Source organism: Roseateles sp. GW823-FHT07B05 (assembly GCF_058794515.1).
In genome coordinates this window covers 104565-122797 of the sequence record NZ_JBXAGX010000011.1, presented here as the reverse complement: position 1 = coordinate 122797, position 18233 = coordinate 104565, and the positions used below count along the sequence as shown (strand labels likewise).

Below are 18233 nucleotides of genomic sequence, written 5' to 3'. Positions count from 1 at the left end.
GATGAATTGGTTGGATGAAGTGAAGTGGGACGACAAGGGCCTGGTGCCTGTGATCGCCCAGGAGCAGGGCACCGGCGACGTGCTGATGTTCGCGTGGATGAACCGCGAGGCGTTGGCGCTGACGGCCGAGCGCGGCCAGGCGGTGTACTTCAGCCGCTCGCGCAACAAGCTGTGGCACAAGGGCGAGGAGAGCGGCCATTTCCAGCAGGTGCACAGCATCCGCATGGACTGCGACAACGACGTCGTGCTGCTGACCATCACGCAGCTGGGGCACGAGCCCGGCATCGCCTGCCACACCGGCCGGCACAGCTGCTTCTTCCAGAAGCTGGAAAACGGCGTCTGGAGCACCACCGAGCCGGTGCTGAAGGACCCGCACAAGATCTATGAATGACGACATCCTCCGCCGCGTCGGCGCGGTTATCGACAGCCGCAAGGGCGCCGACCCCTCCACCAGCTACGTCGCCAAGCTCTTCGACAAGGGGCTGGACAGCATCCTGAAGAAGGTCGGCGAGGAAGCCACCGAGACCGTCATGGCCGCCAAGGACGGCGACCCGAAAAAGGTCGTCTACGAGGTGGCCGACCTGTGGTTCCACAGCATGATCGCGCTGGCCCACTTCGGCCTGAAACCCGAGGACGTGCTGGCCGAGCTGGCCCGGCGTGAAGGCCTGTCGGGCCTGACCGAATTCGCCCAACGAGGAAACACCTGATGAGCGCAGATCCGAACTGCATCTTCTGCAAGATCGTCGCCGGCCAGATCCCGAGCAAGAAGGCCTACGAGGACGAGGACGTCCTGGCCTTCCACGACATCAACCCCTGGGCGCCGGTCCACATCCTCATCATCCCCAAGCGCCACATCGCCTCCATGGCCGACGTGACCGAGGCCGAGGCCCCGCTGCTGGGCAAGATGACGACGCTCGGAACGCGCCTGATGAAGGAACTGGGCGTGACCAACGGGTTCCGACATGTCATCAACACGGGTCATGATGGCGGGCAGGAGGTGTTTCACCTGCATCTGCACGTCATGGGCGGCCCGCGCCCGTGGTTGAAGGGCTGAGGGTTGCCCCTCACCTAGAATTTGAGCCAGTCCACAAGGAGTAAGCATCATGGGTTCATTCAGTATTTGGCACTGGCTGATCGTTCTCGTCGTCGTCATCGCCATCTTCGGCACCAAGAAGCTGCGCAACGTCGGCTCCGACCTCGGCGCGGCGGTCAAGGGTTTCAAGGACGGCGTGAAGGACGGCTCGACGTCCGAGGACGCTGCCAAGCCCCAGCAACAGGTCACGGCCAGCAAGGCCAACGACCCGAACACCGTCGACGTCGACGCCAAGCACAAGTCCTGAGCCTGACGAGTGCTGGACTTCGGCTTTGACAAGATCGCGCTGATCGGCGCGGTGGCGTTGATCGTCATCGGCCCCGAGAAGCTGCCGCGCGTCGCGCGCACGGTGGGCACCCTGCTGGGCAAGGCGCAGCGCTATGTCGCGGACGTCAAGGCCGAGGTCAATCGCTCCATCGAGCTGGAAGAGCTTCAGAAGATGAAGACCCAGTTCCAGACGGCGGTGAGCGACGTCGAGCAGAGCGTGCGCCAGGAGGTCAACTCCGCGACGCAGGCGCTGAACCAGACCTGGAGCGACGTCACCGGCGACGCCGGCGGCAGTGACTATCACAGCATCGCCCCGCCGCCGCCCGAGTACCGCCATCCCAAGAAGAACTGGCGGCTCAAGCGCGGCGCCACGCCGCTGTGGTTCAAGCAGAAGGCCGGCGTGAAGCGTCACACCCAGTCGGGGGCTGCCCGCGTGGCGCGCTTCCGTCCCCCCGGTATCCGTTGATGAGCTCCTTCCAGAAGCCCGACCACGACGAACTGGCCGGCACCGAGCAGCCTTTCGTTTCTCATCTGATGGAGTTGCGCGACCGGCTGCTGCGTGCCGTCATCGCCATCGCCGTCTGCTTCGGCGCACTGTGCCTGTACCCGGGCCCCGGCCACCTGTACGACCTGCTGGCCGCGCCGCTGGTGGCCAACCTGCCCGAAGGCACGAAGATGATCGCGACCAACGTCATCGCGCCGTTCTTCGTGCCCATCAAGATCACGATGCTGGCCGGCTTCCTGCTGGCGCTGCCGGTGGTGCTGTACCAGGCCTGGGCCTTCATCGCGCCGGGGCTGTACTCGCACGAGAAGCGGCTGGTGATGCCGCTGGTGGTGTCCAGCACGCTGCTGTTCTTCTCCGGCGTCGCGTTCTGCTACTTCTTCGTCTTCGGCCAGGTCTTCAAGTTCATCCAGAGCTTCGCGCCCAAGAGCATCACCGCGGCGCCGGACATCGAGGCCTACCTCGGCTTCGTCATGAACATGTTCATCGCCTTCGGCGCCGCGTTCGAGGTGCCGGTGGTGGTGGTGGTGCTGGCGCGCATGGGCATCGTGTCGGTCGAGAAGCTGCGCGAATGGCGCGGCTACTTCATCGTCGTGGCCTTCATCATCGCGGCCGTCATCACGCCGCCGGACATCGTGTCGCAGCTGGCGCTGGCCATCCCGATGTGCCTGCTCTACGAGCTGGGCCTGTTCGCGGCCACGCACTTCATCCGGGCCACGAAGGCGCCGGATGACGAAGACGCCGATCAGTCGTCCTCGGATGCGCGCTGAGGCCTGAGCCGCTCCCGCTGCGCCACCGTGACGGCAAAGCTCATCGCCTTGCCGCCGCGCTGCACGCCCACCTCGACCTGACTGCCTGGCTTCAGCGCCGCGACGCTGGCCAGCAGCTCGGCCGGTGACGCGACCTGATGCGCACCGATGCGGGTCAGCACGTCGCCCGGCTTGATGCCCGCCTTGCCCGCCGGCGCGTCGTTGACGACGCCGCCCACCAGCACGCCCTTGCCGTCGCCCAGCTTCAAGGCCTCGGCCAGCTCGGCCGTCAGCTCCCGCGTCTGCACGCCGATGTAGCCCCGCACGACCTCGCCGTCCTTCAGGATGGTGGCCGCCACCTGGCGCGCCATGTCCACGGGAATGGCGAAGCCGATGCCCAGCGAACCGCCGCCGCGCGAGAAGATGGCCGTGTTGATGCCCACCAGCCGGCCATCGGCGTCCACCAGCGCACCGCCCGAATTGCCCGGGTTGATGGCCGCGTCGGTCTGGATGAAGTTCTCGAACGGGTTGATGCCCAGCTGGTTGCGCCCCAGCGCGGACACGATGCCCGACGTCACCGTCTGGCCCACGTTGAACGGGTTGCCGATGGCCAGCACCACGTCGCCCACCTGCAGGCTGGCGGCGTCGCCCAGGCCAACGGCGGGCAGGTCGGGCAGGTCGATCTTGAGCACCGCGATGTCGGTCTCGGGGTCGGTGCCGATCAGCGTCGCGCGGGCCTGGCGGCCGTCGGTGAGCTGGACCTCGATGTCCGACGCGCCCTCGACCACATGGTTGTTGGTCAGCAGCACGCCGTCGGCCGAGATGATGACGCCCGACCCCAGGCCCCGCTGGGGATGGCCCGGCGGCATGCGCGGGCCAAACGGGAAGCCGAACAGCGAGTCGCGCGCCTTGCCGTCCACCGGTGCCGCTGCCTTGCGCGCCGTGATGCTGACGACGGCCGGCGACGCCGCCCGGGCCGCCTGCGCGAACCCGGCGCGCACCACCGACGCCGGCGGCGACGCGGGCAGCGCGATCTGCTGGGCCGTCTGCGCCGTGACCGCCTTCGGCAGCGGGCGCTCCTGCTGCAGCCACTGCGGCTTCAACGTGGCCACGACGAACAGGGCGGCCAGCACCACCGTGACCGCCTGCGCGAAAATCAGCCAGAGCCGCTTCAACACTTCATCACCCCATGACCGATCGCGCCGCGCTGGAACGCCAGCTCAACCAATGGCTGGAGCCCACACGGTTCAAGGATTATGGGCCGAACGGTCTGCAGGTCGAGGGCCGCGCCGAGGTCGCCCGGCTGGTCTGCGGGGTCACCGCCAGCCTGGCGCTGATCGACGCCGCCATCGAGGCACGGGCCGATGCCATCCTCGTGCACCACGGCCTGTTCTGGCGCGGCCAGGATGGCCGCGTGACGGGCTGGATGAAGCAGCGCCTGGCGCGCCTGATCCAGCACGACATCAACCTGTTTGCCTACCACCTGCCGCTGGACGCGCACCCCGAGCTGGGCAACAACGCGCAGCTCGGCAAGCGCCTGGGCTGGGCGGCGGACGGCCGCTTCGGCGACCAGGACCTGGGCTTCACGGCCGCCGTCGAGACAACGACGCTGGACGCGGTGGCCGCGCAACTGCGCACGCTGACCGGCCGAGACGTGACCGCGGTGCCCGGCGACGGCCGGCCGCTGCGCCGCGTGGCCTGGTGCACGGGCGGCGCGCAGGGCTACTTCGAGGCGGCCATCGCCGCCGGTGCCGACGTGTTCATCACCGGCGAGATCTCCGAGCCGCAGGCCCACTACGCCCGCGAAACCGGCGTGGCCTTCATCGCCGCCGGCCACCACGCCACGGAGCGCTACGGCGTGCAGGGCGTCGGCGAGCGCGTCGCCGCCGAGCTGGGGCTGGACGTGCGCTTCATCGACGTCCCGAATCCCGCCTAGGCGTTCGCGAGCGCGTAGCCGATGGCTGCGCGCACGGCCGTGACCTGCGCCTGCACGCACTGCTCGGGCGTCGTGCGCGGGCTGTCGGGGTAGACCTCCGTCGTCGTGCTGAAGCGCGCTCCCGTGATGGCCGCGCACAGGCCCTTCTTCGAGACGGCGAAGCTGATGACGCCGGGCGACTGCAGTGGGCAGCCGATGATGTGGCCGTGCGCGTCGGGCGGCGCGATGTGGGTGACCTGCGCGACCGCGTCGATGACGGCGCGCTGGAACTCGGGCTGCGGCTGGTCGGCGTCGTCGACCAGGTAGAAGCCATCCGGCACGACGTCGGGCTCGAACGGCACGCCGTCGCGCGCCGCCAGCGCCGGGCGGAACTCGGCCTCGTCGCTGTCCGTCGTCTCGTGCAGGTCGATGTGCATCAGCACGCGGCCGCGCAGCGGGGCCAGCAGCGACACCAGCGCTGCCGACTCGCCCGCGGGGCTGCCCGCGCGGAAGTTGCGGTTGGGGTCCAGCGCGTCGCGGTTCCAGCGCTGGATGCGCTCCCAGGCCCACGGGCTGACGCAGGGCACCACGAGCAGGTTGGCGCGGCCGGCCGTCTCCGGCCCGTGCTCGCGCAGGAACTGCAGCGCGCCCAGCACGCCGCTGGTCTCGTAGCCATGCACGCCGCCGGTGACGACCAGCGTCGGCAGGCTCTCGCGCCAGCCGCGGCTGCGCACGGCCATCAGCGGGAAGTGCTCGCCGTCATAGTCCAGCGCGCCGTACTCGCTGACGTCGAAGTCGGCGCGCAGCGGCTCGACGGCCGCCAGCACGTCGTCGGCGTAGCGGCGCTGTTTGACGACATGTGCGCGCCAGACGGCGATCTCCGTGTCGCCCCAGGGCTGGCCGGGGGTACCGATGGGATAGGTCATGAACGGGCTTTCTCCGTGGTAATCCACGTGGTGATGCGTTGCTCCAGCAGCGGCAGCGGCATGGCGCCCTGGTCGAGGACGGCCATGTGGAAGCGGCGCTGGTCGAACTTGGGGCCGAGCTGCGCCTCGGCGCGGGCGCGCAGTTCCTGGATCTTGAGCTTGCCCATCATGTAGCTGAGGGCCTGGCCGGGCTGGGCGAGGTAGCGGTCCACCTCGGCCGTCATGAAGGTCGCGTCGTGGCCGGTCTGCTCGATCATGTAGGCGATCGCCTTGTCGCGCGGCCAGCCCAGCGCATGCAGGCCGGTGTCCACCACCAGCCGCGCGGCACGGAACATCTGCGCCTGCAGGTGGCCGAAACGCGTGTAGGGGTCGCGGTACAGACCCAGCTGCGGCCCCAGCGTCTCGGCATACAGCGCCCAGCCCTCGCTGAACACCGAGTACTGCGACTGGCGGCGGAACGCGGGCAGGTCGGCCAGCTCCACCTGGCGTGAGATCTGCAAGTGATGGCCCGGCACGGTCTCGTGCGCCACCAGCGTCTCCATCGCCCACTTGGGCCGGCGCTTGAACGCGATGGCGTTGGCGTTGAACCAGCCGGGCGTCGTGCCGTCCAGCGCCGGGCCGTTGTAGTTGTCGGCCGCGCCCTCGCCGGTGTAGGCCGGCATCGCGCGGATGCCGTACGGCGAGCGCGGCAGCTGCGTGAACAGCCGGGGCAGCTCGGGGTCGATGCGCTTGGCGATGGCGCGGTAGCCGTCCAGCAGCTCGTCGGCGCTCTGGTTGAAGAAGCGCGGCTCGCTGTAGAGGAACTTCTTGAACGCCGCGAGGTCGCCGTCGAAGCCGGCCTCGGCGCGCACCTTGTCCATGTCGGCACGCAGGCGGGCCACCTCGCGCAGGCCGGTGGCATGGATCTCGGCGGCCGTCAGCGGCAGCGTCACGTGGCGCAGGATCAGCGCCTCGTAGGCCTTGTCGCCGCCCGGGTAGCTGGCCATCGAGCCGCTCTCGGGCGCCTTGGGCGCCAGCTCGTCCTTCAGCACGGCCAGCAGCCGGCGCTGAGCCGGGTAGACCTGCTCGCGCAACGCCGCCTGGCCCTGGGCCTGCAGCGCGGCGCGGGCGCCGGCGTCCACGGTCATGCGCGTGAAGGGCTCGTAGATGGGGCTCTTGGTGACGTCGTCGGGCAGCTGGCCCTCGATCTGCGCGATGGCGCGCGCCAGCACCGGCTTCGCCGTCACCCAGCCCAGGGCCAGGCCTTGCCGCAGGATGGCGATCTCCTGCTCCACCCGCGCCGGATAGGCCGCCAGCCGCGCCAGCCACTGCTTCACCTGCGCCTCGTTGCCCACCGGCACGTTGCGCGCCAGGCCGGCCAGCGCCGACTGCGCGCCGCCCAGCGTGCCCAGCGTCAGCGTGCGCCAGCCGGGGTGGGCCTGCAGCGCTACGTCCTGCTGGTAGCGGTGCACGAACAGCGCCAGCGACAGCCGGTCGGCGTCGCCCAGCGGCGCGGCATCGACGGCCCGCGCGCGGGCCAGCATGTCGCGGGCGAACGCGTCGCGTGAGGCGAGGGCAGCGGCGGAGCGATCGGTGAGCCGGTCGTTGAAGCGCAGGTCGCCGCGCAGGCTGGCCATCTCGGGCGCGGCGCGCAGCTCCGCCTCCCAGGCCTCGTCGAACAGCGCCCGCAGCGGCGCTCGGGCATCGGTGGCCAGCGCGGCACAGGGCAGCGCGAGGGCGAGAACGGCGGCGATCAGGCGGCGCAAGGCAATCTCCTCGACGGGGCTGGGTGGTCGCGCAGTCTGCCAGCATGCCCCGGGGCGTGATGAAAGAATGCTGCATGAGCCTCGTCACCCCTGAGCCCCGCCCCGTCGTCATCAGCATGGGCGACGCCTGCGGCATCGGCCCCGAGATCATTGCCAGCCTGTGGCGCCGCGACGCGCCGCGCGACGCCATCGTTGTCGGCGACGTGGACGTGCTGCGGCGCGCCGTGGCGGCCACCGGCGGCGGCCTGGCGGTCGCGGAACTGCAGGCCCCGGAAGACGCGCCGCGCGTGCCGCCGCGCTGCCTGCCCGTGTGGCAGCCGCCAGGGCTGCCAGCCGGCCTGGCCGAGGCGCCGCTGGGCCGTGTGGACGCTCGCGCCGGCGCTGCGGCGGCGCGCTGCATCGAGGCGGCGGTGGCGCTGATCCAGGCCGGCCGCGCGCAGGCGCTGGTCACCGCGCCCATCCACAAGGAGGCGCTGCACGCCGCCGGGTCGCCGTTCCCCGGCCACACCGAGATGCTGCAGGCGCTGGCCGGCGGCGTGCCGGTGCGCATGATGCTGGCCAACGAGGAGCTGCGCACGGTGCTGGTCACCATCCACTGTTCGCTGCGCGACGCCATCGCCCGCGTCACGCGCGAGGCGGTGCTGGAGACGCTGCGCATCACTGGCGCGGCGATGCAGCTGATGGGCATCGCCGCGCCGCGCATCGCCGTGGCCGGCCTGAACCCGCACGCGGGCGAGGGCGGGCTGTTCGGCGACGAGGAGATCCACCACATCGCGCCGGCCATCGCCGACGCGCGCGCCGCGGGCCTGGACGCGACGGGCCCCTACGCGCCCGACACGGTCTTCATGCGCGCGCGCCGCGGCGAGTTCGACGTCGTCGTCGCGATGACGCACGACCACGGACTGATCCCGGTGAAGTACCTGGGCGTGGAGCAGGGCGTCAACGTGACGCTGGGCCTGCCCTTCGTGCGCACCAGCCCCGACCACGGCACCGCCTTCGACATCGCGGGCCGCGGCATCGCCGACCCGGCCAGCCTCGCGGCGGCGCTGGCGATGGCGCGACGTCTGAGTGCCTGAGAGCCTGGCGCTGGAGTATTCCGGGCCGAGCGCTGGGCCGCTCCCGAGCCGGCCCGCAATGGCGATGTGCATGCGGCTCGATACCGCATGCATCGCCGTCCCCTCGGGGGACCGGTCAGACTCGCGCGCGTTCAGCGCGGCGAGGCTGGACGAGGGGCATCACTTCAGCGCGCCGGCGTGAGGGCGGCCAGCTGGGCCCGCGTGCGGGCGGTGGCGCGCTCCAGCAGGTGCGCGGTCTCGTAGGTGCGCATGCGGCCGGCCTCGCAGAGCTTCTTCAGCATGCGGGCCGTCATCGTCACCGTCTGCTGCTGGCGGCTGCCATGCGTGAAGATGAAGAAGCTGCGGCCCGCGCTGATGTGGGCCAGCCGCATCTTCTGCCACTCGGTGCCGGTGTGCATCTGGTAGGCGAAGCCCAGCTGCATGTGGTCCACCAGCAGGGCGCCCGTGCCGGGTTCCGAGGCTGCCTCGGCCGCGGGCAGGCCGTCGATGGAAATGTCCACCGCTTGCAGCGGTTCGGCCGCGGCCGTGGCGTCGTTGCCGGACAGGTCCAGGTCCAGCTCGCCGTTCCAGTCGACGACGGCGTCTTCCACCAGCCCCAGGCTCTTGGCCTCGGCGGGCGTCAGTCGCTGGCTGGCGTCCAGCTCGCCGGGCAGCGTCTCGCCGGCCATGGGCTTGGCCAGGTCGCCCTCGGCCGGCGGCGGCACGCCGAAGATCTGGTCCAGCTGCTTGATGAGCAGGTTGGTGTCCAGCGCGCTGGGGGCCTGGCCCTTCAGCGACTCGGCATGCGCCGGCAGCAGCGCGCCGAAGAAGTCTTTGCGCGGCCCATCGGGCCAGCGGATCAGGTCCAGCCCCTCGTTGAGGGTGCGCATCAGGTTGGGCAGCTCGCGCAGGAAGTCGGCGCGTGCCGCCGTGCCGCCCTTGGGCTGCACGCTCATGACGAGGCTGCGGCCCAGCTGGCGCAGGCGCAGAGCCCGCTCCGGCGCGCCTTCGCGCGAGGCCAGCACGATGGCCTGGCTCCACACGCCGGCCAGGAAGCTGCGCAGGAACTCCTGCATCGGCACCTTGGCCAGCTGCTGCTGCAGCTGCAGCGCATAGCGCTGCTGCAGGCGCAGGTCGGTCTCGCGGCGCTCGACGACGGCGGCTGCATCGCCCGAGGCCTTCAGCGTGACGCGGGCCTGCTCGGTGATGAAGGATTCCAGGTCGTCCAGCTTGGACGTGTAGACGTCCATGCGGTCGAAGTCGCCCTGGGCCACTTCCTGCACGATGTCGCGCACATGGGCCAGGAAGGAGCGGCCGGGGTCCTCACCGAAGTCGTCGAACGCACAGGCCAGAGACGCCATGCGGTTGACGAATTGGCGCACCGGGTGGCGGCGCGACGAGAAGAAGGTTTCGTCGCCCAGCGCCACGCGCAGCACCGGCAGCTGCAGCCGGGCGAGCAGGCGCGCCATCTGCGGCGGTACCTTGGGGTCGGACAGGATCTGGTCGAACAGGCTGCTGACGACGTCGATGACCATGTGGTCCAGCCGCCCGGTGGCGGCCTGGCGCAGCTCGTCCCGGTGCAGGTGGATCAGGTTGGTCGGCAGCGGCATCTGCCCCCAGGCGCTGGGCTCGCCGGACAGCGTGTCCAGCCCCATGCGGCTGGAATGGCCGCTGTCGTAGCTGTCGTAGGGGGCCGGCGCCTGGGCCAGGCGGCGCAGCAGGTCCATCATCTGCGGGTCGACGCGGCCGATGCCGCCACCGCCCGCGCCGCCCCGGCCGCCGAACCCGTTGCCGCCGCCAAAGCCGCCACCGCCGCCGAAGCCACTGCGGCCGCCCGCCTGGCCCAGCCCGCCGTGGCCCGAGCCGCCATAGCCGCCGCCGCGCGTGGACATGCCGCCGTGGCTGCTGTCCAGGTCACCCATCTGGCTGGTGCCGCTCAGCGAACCGTGGCGCGAGACGGCATCGGGCGTTGCGCGCACGCGCAGGTTCTGCGGCCGCAGCCCGCGAGAGCGCAGCAACTCGGCGATGTCGGCATAGCAGCCGCGCATTTCCTGCGCCAGCGAGCGGGTCAGCTCGTCGGTCAGCGTCTGGCGCGTCAGCGGGTCGTCGGTGATGGCCTGCACGGCATCCAGCAGAGCCTGGCCGATCAGCTCGGGCCGCAGCGGATTGCGCTCGCCGACCTGGATGCCCGAGATGTAGGACTCCACCTCGCGCAGCTCCCACTCGCTGTGGTGGCCGATGGCCAGCCCGATGCGGTCGGCGGCGACGAGGTTGTTGACCTGGTCGTCGTCCATCAGCGACAGCTCGCCCCAGTCCTTCTTGGCCGTGGGGGCGGCGGCGGGCCTGGTGTCGGACTGCTCGGCCGACACCTGGCGGCGCAGGCTCTGCAGGAATCGCTGCGAGAACGTGCCCTGTTGCTGGCGGAAGACGAACTGGGCCGCCAGCAGCGCATCGCGCCGCTTGACCTGGCCTGCCGACAGCGCCGACAGCCCCAGACCTTCCGCGCAGCGCTCCGCCGCCTGCTCACCCGCCAGACGGATGCGGGTCAGCGAAGCTTCGAGGTGCGGATTCAGGCGTATCTCGGGCGCGTTCATCTACAAAATGGCACAAGCTGCGCCGAAAGTATCGCGCCTGCGACAGGGTCGGGTTTTCAGCAGGCCGCCAAATCCGTTGCAAAAGAAAGCCCGGTAACCATTGCTTACCGGGTGAGGGTGCCGGAAGCGGGTTCAGCGCTTCAGCGAGTCGCGGATTTCGCGCAGCAGCTGGATGTCTTCCGGCGTGGGCGGCGGCTCGGCCGGGGCGGGCGCCGGCTCGCTGCGCTTGAGGCGGTTGATCTGCTTGATCATCAGGAAGATGACGAAGGCCAGGATGATGAAGTTCAGCGACACGGTCAGGAAGCTGCCGTAGGCCAGCACCGCGCCTTCCTTCTTGGCCTCGGCCAGCGTCGCGGCCGTCTGGCCGGCCAGCGGGATGAAATAGTTGCTGAAGTCCAGCCCGCCGAAGATCTTGCTGACGACCGGCATGATGACGTCGCCGACCAGGGAGTCGACGATCTTGCCGAAGGCGCCGCCGATGATCACACCGACTGCCAGGTCGATGACATTGCCTTTGACGGCGAACTCCTTGAATTCGGAGAAGAAACTCATGCAGAACTCCTGATAGGGATCAAAGAAGGGTCTTGGCAGCATCTTGGCGCCAACCCGACGGGGTCAGAAGGCGGGTAAACCTGCGTTCTTTCCCCAGTGTCGCAGGCCCGGAGCGCGAATTCTCGTCCGCTAGAATCCCCGGCTGCCCCTGATCAGAAGTCTCTTTAGAGGACCCTCATGAGTGACCAGCAAGTGGACCAAGGCAAGCGGACCTGGTTGATCGCAACCGGTTGTGCGGGTGCCGTGGGTGGCGTCGCGACGGCCGTGCCATTCGTCAGCACCTTCGCGCCCAGCGAACGCGCCAAGGCTGCCGGTGCCCCGGTCGAGGTGGACATCTCCGGCATCAAGCCCGGCGAGAAGCTCACGGTGGAATGGCGCGGCAAGCCGGTCTGGATCGTCCGCCGCACGCCGGAGCAGCTGGAAGCCCTGAAGAAGATCGATGGCCAGCTGGCCGACCCCAACTCTGATCGCAAGGCCTACCCGACGCCCGAGTACGCCAAGAACGGCTACCGCTCGATCAAGCCCGAGTTCTTTGTCGCCGTGGGCATCTGCTCCCACCTGGGCTGCTCGCCCAGCGACAAGTTCGCCGCCGGCCCGCAGCCCTCGCTGCCGGACGACTGGACGGGCGGCTTCCTGTGCCCCTGCCACGGCTCGACCTTCGACATGGCCGGCCGCGTCTTCAAGAACAAGCCGGCGCCCGACAACCTCGAAGTGCCCCCCCACATGTACCTCTCCGACGCCAAGCTGCTGATCGGCGAGGACAAGAAGGCCTAACTAGAACATCCGGGACGACACATGGCTGAATTCAAGGAAGCGCCCGCTGGCGCCTCGGTCGGCGTGAAGACCATGACCTGGCTGGAGAACCGGTTCCCGACCGCGTTCGACGCCTACAAGGTCCACATGTCGGAGTACTACGCGCCGAAGAACTTCAACTGGTGGTACATCTTCGGCTCGCTGGCGCTGCTGGTGCTGGTGATCCAGATCGTCACCGGCATCTTCCTGGTGATGCACTACAAGCCCGACGCGGGCCTGGCCTTCGCGTCGGTCGAGTACATCATGCGCGACGTGCCCTGGGGCTGGCTGATCCGCTACATGCACTCCACCGGTGCATCGGCCTTCTTCGTGGTCGTCTACCTGCACATGTTCCGCGGCCTGATCTACGGCAGCTACCGCAAGCCGCGCGAACTGGTCTGGATCTTCGGCTGTGCGATCTTCCTGTGCCTGATGGCGGAGGCCTTCATGGGCTATCTGCTGCCCTGGGGCCAGATGTCGTACTGGGGCGCCCAGGTCATCGTGAACCTGTTCGCCGCCGTGCCGTTCGTTGGTGGCGATCTGGCGCTGATGATCCGCGGCGACTACGTCGTCGGTGACGCCACGCTGAACCGCTTCTTCAGCTTCCACGTCATCGCCGTGCCGCTGGTGCTGCTGGGCCTGGTGGTGGCCCACCTGCTGGCGCTGCACGATGTCGGCTCCAACAACCCCGACGGCGTCGAGATCAAGAAGGGCCCCAAGGACGCCAACGGCAAGCCGCTGGACGGCGTGCCCTTCCACCCGTTCTACACGGTGCACGACATCTACGGCGTCTGCCTGTTCCTGATGGTGTTCACGTCCATCGTGTTCTTCGCGCCGGAACTGGGCGGCTACTTCCTGGAGTACAACAACTTCATCCCGGCCGACCCGCTGAAGACGCCGGCGCACATCGCCCCGGTCTGGTACTTCACGCCGTTCTACTCGATGCTGCGCGCGACGACCGACGTGATGGTCAACGTGCTGTGCGGCGTCATCGGCCTGGCGGCCGTGGTGAGCTTCCTGAAGGGCAAGTTCGGCGGCGGTGCCAAGGTGGCGCTGCTGGTGGCGGCAGCGGTGCTGATCTTCCTGCTCAAGATCTTCGACGCCAAGTTCTGGGGCGTGGTCGTCATGGGTGGCGCGGTCATCATCCTGTTCTTCCTGCCCTGGCTGGACCACAGCCCGGTCAAGTCCATCCGCTACCGCCCCGACTGGCACAAGTACGTCTACGCCGTCTTCGTCGTGCTGTTCTTGATCCTGGGCTACCTGGGCATCCAGCCGCCCAGCGACGCGGGTACTCTGGTGGCTCAGGCCGGTACGTTGTTCTACTTCGGCTTCTTCCTGCTGATGCCGTGGTGGAGCCGCCTGGGTACGCCCAAGCCCGTGCCCGACCGTGTGACCTTCCACGCCCACTGAGCCGCGGAGCAAGAACACCAATGAAAAAGCTGATCGCCCTCCTGCTGGCCACCCTGGGCCTGGCCGGCGCCGTGCAGGCCAACACCGGCGGCATCGAGTGGGACAAGTTCCCCAAGGAAAAGATGTCGGACATGGCCGCGCTGCAGCACGGCGCCAAGTTGTTCGTCAACTACTGCCTGAACTGTCATTCGGCCGCCTACATGCGCTACAACCGCATGCGCGACATCGGCCTGACCGAAGCGGACATCAAGAACAACCTGCTGTTCGCCGCCGACAAGGTTGGCGAGACGATGAAGGTCAGCCTCGACGCGAAAGACGCCAAGGCCTACTTTGGCGCCAATCCGCCGGACCTGACCGTCATCGCCCGCTCGCGTGCCGATGGCGCCAAGGGTTCGGGCGCGGACTACCTCTACACCTACATGCGGAACTTCTACCGCGACGACACCAAGGCCACCGGTTGGAACAACCTGGCCTTCCCCAGCGTCGCGATGCCGCATGTGATGTGGGAGCTGCAGGGCCAGCGTGTGGCCAAGTTCGACGAGGTCGCCGACCCGCATGACCACGAGAAGAAAACCCACGTCTTCGCCGGCTATCAGCAGGTCACGCCCGGCACGCTGACCGAGCGCCAATATGACGATGCGGTGGCCGATCTGGTGGCCTATCTACAATGGATGGGTGAACCCGCGCAGGGCCAGCGATTCCAGCTCGGTGTCATCGTGCTGATCTTCCTTGGCATCCTGACCTTGTTCGCGTGGCGTCTGAACGCCTCGTACTGGAAGGGCGTGAAGTAAGCCTGTCCTTCCCGGCGCCGCGTCAAAGCGGCGTCGAACCACGCAGTGGGGCGCGCTTCGGCCACCCACTGCGTTTGCTTTTTCAGCGCGGCCACCGCTGCGCTTTTTGATTGACTGACCCCTCGGGAGCCCAAGCCATGATGGTCCTCTACTCCGGTACCACCGACCCCTACTCGCACCGCTGCCGCTTCGTGCTGTTCGAGAAAGGCATGGACTTCGAAATCCGCGACGTTGACCTGTTCGCGAAGCCTGAAGACATCGCTCTGATGAACCCGTACAACGAGGTGCCCATCCTCGTCGAGCGCGACCTCATCCTGTACGAATCGCACATCATCAACGAGTACATCGACGAGCGCTTCCCGCACCCGCAGCTGATGCCCGGCGACCCGGTCGCCCGCGCCCGCGTGCGCCTGTTCCTGCTGAACTTCGAGAAGGAACTGTTCGCCCACGTGAACGTGCTCGAAGGCCGCGGCATGACGACCAAGGCGACGGACAAGCAGCTCGAGAAGGCCCGCGCCCAGATCCGCGACCGCCTGACCCAGCTCGCCCCGATCTTCCTGAAGAACAAGTACATGCTGGGCGACGACTTCTCGATGCTCGACGTGGCCATCGCCCCGCTGCTGTGGCGCCTGGACTACTACGGCATCGACATGTCCAAGAACGCGCTGCCGCTGCTGAAGTACGCCGAGCGCATCTTCAGCCGCCCGGCCTACATCGAGGCGCTGACGCCGTCCGAGAAGGTGATGCGCCGCTGATGGACCAGACCCCCGCTACCGGCGCGGGCAACGGTACCTCCACCCGGCCGTACCTGATCCGCGCGCTCCACGACTGGTGCACGGACAACGGCTTCACGCCCTACATCGCGGTCCATGTCGACCGCTCGGTGCAGGTGCCGATGGAGTACGTGTCCAACAACGAGATCGTGCTGAACATCGGCTTCGATGCGACCAGCGGGCTGGACCTCGGCAACGAGTTCATCCAGTTCAAGGCGCGCTTCGGCGGCGTCGCGCGCGAGATCCTCGTGCCGGTCGATCATGTCGTGGCCATCTACGCCCGCGAGAACGGGCAGGGCATGGCCTTTCCGGCGCCCGAGGCGCCGGCTGACGGCGTGCCGCCGCCGGTGGCCCCCGCGCCTGCCGAGCCGCGCCGCAGCGGCCTGCGCCTGGCCAGCGAAGCCGGTGACGACGAGGGGGACGACGCACCGCCGCCGCCCGATGCGCCCGGCGGCGGGCCTCGCCCGGCGCTGAAGCGGGTCAAATAGGCCAGCTGCACGCAGAACGCGTGCGGCGCGCGGTCTAGAATGCGCCTCCTGTTTTCGCCGGCTTAGCTCAGTTGGTAGAGCAACCGCCTTGTAAGCGGTAGGTCATCAGTTCGAATCCGATAGCCGGCACCATTTCCCCGAGTCGCCCAGGCTCAAGGAAGATCAAGACTCCCAAGTAAATCAACGACTTGGGGGTCTTTTTCATTTCAGTCCGCATCTTCCTGCGCCGTGGAAGGTCAGCGCTTGTGACGGTATGCGTGACGGTACTTGCTCTGGTGGCTCTTGGAGATACCTTGCCGTCATCACCTGCACCAAGGCCGCCCCGAAGCCAGGTGGGAGGCCCCCGTAGTCTCGATAGCAGCTACTGCGGTTGAGTCAAAAATCCCTCCACGACAAGTACTTGTCGCCGTGAAGGTTGCTGGGGCCGCAGTCCCAGACCGTCAATACCCCTACAACCGTTCGCGGCCAAGTGGGTGCGGATCTCGCGCTCGAAGTGGTGTTCTTGGTGCAGGTTCATCATCGAATCAAAGCCCTCAGGCGGTCCATCACGAGACTGGCACGCTCCGGCTCGGCAATCAGGCCCGGCAACACGTTCACAAAATCCTGGTTTGACAGCAAGGGCGTGAAGGCCGCAGCCACGGCCTGCCTCAACTCGGCGGGAGCGGCAGCCAATTCCTCGGCCAGTTCCTCGCGCCCATCGACGATGTTCAGTACATCCTCCAGGTCGTGACTGCTCAGGAAATCACAGCCACCGCGGCTGGCGAAGGCCTCCAGCTTCGTCGCCACAAAGGCCACGGCGTTGACCAAGCGGACCATCACGCCGTTACCCAGGTCCATTGGCACGGCCGTCTCCACGGCATGCGGATACCAGCGGTTGGAAAACCCCAGCACCTCTGGCTGCACCGGCATCAGGTCAAAGAGCACGCCTGAGGCCTTGTGAACCCAGCGGCAAATCACATCGCTGCTCACGTCGCGCGTGAAACCGCGCTCCGCCACCTGGGCTTCGATGCGATGGAACATGGTGCGGCTGGCATTCACCACCGCATCCACATCGCGGGTGGCGCGCACCGGGTCGGCCAGTGGGTCGGTCACCAGCAGGCCGGCTACGGCGCCGCCGACGAACACCACCTGCTCGCGCAGCTCGCCCAGCGCTTCGGCGACGCGGCGCAAGTGGGGCAGATTGGGGTCATCGGCTCGCATCAGCAACTCCTGACTCGAAGCGCATCAGCTCGACTTCCATCAGCTTGGCTGCCAGGCCGCGCTCGCGTGCGCGCCCGATGCGCAAGCCATCCAGCAGGGCCAGCAGGCGATGCAGCGCTGGGTCGGCGAGGGCGGCTTGCGGCACCGTCCTGTACAGGGGCGAGAGCGTCGGGCCCTTGGCGCTACCGGTGGGGTGTGCCCAGACCGGCGCTTCGCCAGAGGCAACCGTCAACTGGCTGGCCAGGGGCTCGGCACCAAAGGCGGTCGGCACACCGCGCTTGACCGGACCCTGTGTGGCCGGCCAGATGTAGCGTGCACCGTGCAGGACGAATTCCAGCAGGCTTGGGCGCACCGGCGACCACTCGCCGCGACCGGGGGCCACTGCCAGGCCGGACGCCACGGCGCGCTTCACGCTCGCATGCGCCTCCGAGGCGCTAATCGACAGCGCTTCGCCCAGCGCGGCATAGGTCCAGCGCTGCGGCGGGTGCGCCGCCACCTTCAGCAGCACCAGCAGGTCTTGGGGTTTGAGTTCCATCACATCGCCATATTCGCTATTCGCGAATTGCGAATGTCACCGATGGGGTAGGTTTTGGCAAGCGGCCCAGGCCCGCAAGGCCCTCATGTCAGAACTTCCGCCGCTCCCAACGCAGCTGTGCCGCGCGCGTCAAGTTCGTCAGTTCGCCGCTTGGTTGGCCTGAGGCATCAATGTCGGCGCAGTCGTCGCGAGTTGCCGCCAGCGCCGTGCGTGAGGGCACCTTGGTGTTGTTACTCGATGAACTGAACGCGCGGGATGGGCACATGCTCGCCACGGCGCTGGTGCGAGCCGGGATGAATGTCGTTGAGCGCAACATTGCTCCGGTCGCCAACTCAACGGCGCGGGTGATCCTGCAAATCTGGACTGGCTGATGCAGCAGTCGGTGCCCTGGGTAGCCCATCGTCCATAGAGGCGACCCCGTGTGGGAGCACGCAATCGAGAAAGCAAGTTCTAAGGAGTGGCTCGTTTCTCATTTCTGCGCCAGCTTCACGCGGATGCGGCCGGGCAGGCCGGCCTGGGCCAGCAGCGCCTCCAGGCGCGGCAGCAGCTGGCGCAGCTTGGCGGCCACGGCCGCGTTGGCGACCAGCAGGCTCCAGCCGTCCTCGTCCAGCGGGCCCGGCTGGATGCTGGCCATCAGCGTGCCGGGCAGCGCGGGCGCGATGACACGCAGCCGGCGCCGCGACGCCTCCAGCCGCTCGCCCAGGCGTGCCAGGCCCTCGTGCGCACGCAGCGCGTCGGCCATCGGCGTGGGCGACGGGACGCTGGCGCGGACGCGCGTGGGGGCGAGGTAGCGGGGCAGGGCCATGGCGGCAGTGTAGTCAGCCGGGCCGGCCGACACAGGCCCGC

The 18233-nt window shown here is 68.4% G+C and carries 22 protein-coding genes and 1 tRNA gene; 15 read left to right on the top strand and 8 right to left on the bottom strand.

The annotated features are described in order from the left end of the window. The first annotated feature begins 1 nt into the window (after position 1). Genes hisI through tatC form a run of 6 tightly spaced genes read left to right on the top strand, consistent with a single transcriptional unit; the run spans position 2 to position 2632 of the window. Positions 2–391, top strand: a complete 390-nt coding sequence (gene hisI / locus AC1Q7O_RS21295) for a phosphoribosyl-AMP cyclohydrolase (RefSeq protein WP_492660436.1) — start codon at positions 2–4, stop codon at positions 389–391. Then, positions 384–707, top strand: coding sequence for a phosphoribosyl-ATP diphosphatase (locus AC1Q7O_RS21290; protein ID WP_492660435.1), 324 nt, complete (start codon positions 384–386; stop codon positions 705–707). The genes hisI and AC1Q7O_RS21290 overlap by 8 nt, the downstream gene beginning before the upstream one ends. After that, positions 707–1054, top strand: a complete 348-nt coding sequence (locus AC1Q7O_RS21285; protein ID WP_492660434.1) for a histidine triad nucleotide-binding protein — start codon at positions 707–709, stop codon at positions 1052–1054. Before AC1Q7O_RS21290 ends, AC1Q7O_RS21285 begins: the two co-directional genes overlap by 1 nt. 49 nt (positions 1055–1103) lie before the next feature. Then, positions 1104–1340 (top strand): Sec-independent protein translocase subunit TatA, encoded by a 237-nt coding sequence (gene tatA / locus AC1Q7O_RS21280; RefSeq protein WP_492660433.1) that lies wholly within the window; start codon positions 1104–1106, stop codon positions 1338–1340. Positions 1341–1349: 9 nt separating this feature from the next. Beyond that, on the top strand, positions 1350–1826 hold the full coding sequence (gene tatB, locus AC1Q7O_RS21275; protein WP_492660432.1) for a Sec-independent protein translocase protein TatB: 477 nt from the start codon (positions 1350–1352) through the stop codon (positions 1824–1826). Beyond that, positions 1826–2632 (top strand): twin-arginine translocase subunit TatC, encoded by an 807-nt coding sequence (gene tatC, locus AC1Q7O_RS21270; RefSeq protein WP_492660431.1) that lies wholly within the window; start codon positions 1826–1828, stop codon positions 2630–2632. The genes tatB and tatC overlap by 1 nt, the downstream gene beginning before the upstream one ends. Here the strand turns inward: tatC and AC1Q7O_RS21265 are convergent. After that, positions 2608–3789, bottom strand: coding sequence for a S1C family serine protease (locus AC1Q7O_RS21265; protein ID WP_492660430.1), 1182 nt, complete (start codon positions 3787–3789; stop codon positions 2608–2610). The genes tatC and AC1Q7O_RS21265 overlap by 25 nt on opposite strands. 11 nt (positions 3790–3800) lie before the next feature. Between AC1Q7O_RS21265 and AC1Q7O_RS21260 the strand changes: the two genes are divergently transcribed. Continuing rightward, positions 3801–4547, top strand: coding sequence for a Nif3-like dinuclear metal center hexameric protein (locus AC1Q7O_RS21260; RefSeq protein ID WP_492660429.1), 747 nt, complete (start codon positions 3801–3803; stop codon positions 4545–4547). Here the strand turns inward: AC1Q7O_RS21260 and AC1Q7O_RS21255 are convergent. Both AC1Q7O_RS21255 and AC1Q7O_RS21250 read right to left on the bottom strand, forming a co-directional pair. Further along, positions 4544–5452 (bottom strand): M14 family metallopeptidase, encoded by a 909-nt coding sequence (locus tag AC1Q7O_RS21255; protein ID WP_492660428.1) that lies wholly within the window; start codon positions 5450–5452, stop codon positions 4544–4546. The genes AC1Q7O_RS21260 and AC1Q7O_RS21255 overlap by 4 nt on opposite strands. After that, complete coding sequence (locus AC1Q7O_RS21250; protein ID WP_492660427.1) at positions 5449–7197, bottom strand: DUF885 domain-containing protein; 1749 nt, start codon at positions 7195–7197, stop codon at positions 5449–5451. The genes AC1Q7O_RS21255 and AC1Q7O_RS21250 overlap by 4 nt, the downstream gene beginning before the upstream one ends. 74 nt (positions 7198–7271) lie before the next feature. Between AC1Q7O_RS21250 and pdxA the strand changes: the two genes are divergently transcribed. After that, positions 7272–8273 carry a 4-hydroxythreonine-4-phosphate dehydrogenase PdxA gene (pdxA, locus tag AC1Q7O_RS21245; protein WP_492660426.1) on the top strand — a complete coding sequence of 334 codons (1002 nt, stop codon included), beginning with the start codon at positions 7272–7274 and terminating at the stop codon, positions 8271–8273. A 164-nt stretch (positions 8274–8437) separates the two neighbouring features. On the opposite strand, the gene AC1Q7O_RS21240 is transcribed toward pdxA, so the two are convergent. Together AC1Q7O_RS21240 and mscL are read right to left on the bottom strand one after the other, a co-directional pair. Continuing rightward, entirely contained in the window at positions 8438–10846 is a 2409-nt protein-coding gene (locus AC1Q7O_RS21240) for a DUF1631 family protein (RefSeq protein WP_492660425.1), read from the bottom strand. A 132-nt stretch (positions 10847–10978) separates the two neighbouring features. Continuing rightward, complete coding sequence (gene mscL, locus AC1Q7O_RS21235; RefSeq protein ID WP_492660424.1) at positions 10979–11398, bottom strand: large conductance mechanosensitive channel protein MscL; 420 nt, start codon at positions 11396–11398, stop codon at positions 10979–10981. A gap of 177 nt (positions 11399–11575) precedes the next feature. On the opposite strand from mscL, the gene petA reads away from it, so the two are divergent. From petA to AC1Q7O_RS21205, 6 genes are all read left to right on the top strand, one after another. Beyond that, positions 11576–12172: a ubiquinol-cytochrome c reductase iron-sulfur subunit gene (gene petA, locus AC1Q7O_RS21230; RefSeq protein WP_492660423.1), complete on the top strand. Its 597-nt coding sequence runs from the start codon at positions 11576–11578 to the stop codon at positions 12170–12172. A 21-nt stretch (positions 12173–12193) separates the two neighbouring features. Further along, a complete protein-coding gene (locus tag AC1Q7O_RS21225) occupies positions 12194–13600 on the top strand; it encodes a cytochrome b (RefSeq protein WP_492660422.1) in 1407 nt (468 codons plus the stop codon). A gap of 20 nt (positions 13601–13620) precedes the next feature. Further along, a complete protein-coding gene (locus tag AC1Q7O_RS21220) occupies positions 13621–14391 on the top strand; it encodes a cytochrome c1 (RefSeq protein ID WP_492660421.1) in 771 nt (256 codons plus the stop codon). Positions 14392–14528: 137 nt separating this feature from the next. Further along, positions 14529–15146: a glutathione S-transferase N-terminal domain-containing protein gene (locus AC1Q7O_RS21215; protein ID WP_394386872.1), complete on the top strand. Its 618-nt coding sequence runs from the start codon at positions 14529–14531 to the stop codon at positions 15144–15146. Then, positions 15146–15652 (top strand): ClpXP protease specificity-enhancing factor, encoded by a 507-nt coding sequence (locus AC1Q7O_RS21210; protein ID WP_492660420.1) that lies wholly within the window; start codon positions 15146–15148, stop codon positions 15650–15652. The genes AC1Q7O_RS21215 and AC1Q7O_RS21210 overlap by 1 nt, the downstream gene beginning before the upstream one ends. Before the next feature lie 56 nt (positions 15653–15708). Further along, positions 15709–15784: transfer RNA gene (locus tag AC1Q7O_RS21205), tRNA-Thr, on the top strand. A gap of 384 nt (positions 15785–16168) precedes the next feature. Here the strand turns inward: AC1Q7O_RS21205 and AC1Q7O_RS21200 are convergent. Next, entirely contained in the window at positions 16169–16852 is a 684-nt protein-coding gene (locus tag AC1Q7O_RS21200; protein ID WP_492660419.1) for a hypothetical protein, read from the bottom strand. Next, positions 16839–17387 carry a hypothetical protein gene (locus AC1Q7O_RS21195; RefSeq protein WP_492660418.1) on the bottom strand — a complete coding sequence of 183 codons (549 nt, stop codon included), beginning with the start codon at positions 17385–17387 and terminating at the stop codon, positions 16839–16841. The genes AC1Q7O_RS21200 and AC1Q7O_RS21195 overlap by 14 nt, the downstream gene beginning before the upstream one ends. A gap of 170 nt (positions 17388–17557) precedes the next feature. On the opposite strand from AC1Q7O_RS21195, the gene AC1Q7O_RS21190 reads away from it, so the two are divergent. Beyond that, on the top strand, positions 17558–17758 hold the full coding sequence (locus AC1Q7O_RS21190) for a hypothetical protein (protein WP_492660417.1): 201 nt from the start codon (positions 17558–17560) through the stop codon (positions 17756–17758). 98 nt (positions 17759–17856) lie between these two features. Here AC1Q7O_RS21190 and AC1Q7O_RS21185 read toward each other — a convergent pair whose 3' ends face one another. Next, positions 17857–18192 carry a hypothetical protein gene (locus tag AC1Q7O_RS21185; RefSeq protein ID WP_492660416.1) on the bottom strand — a complete coding sequence of 112 codons (336 nt, stop codon included), beginning with the start codon at positions 18190–18192 and terminating at the stop codon, positions 17857–17859. Positions 18193–18233 lie beyond the last annotated feature (41 nt).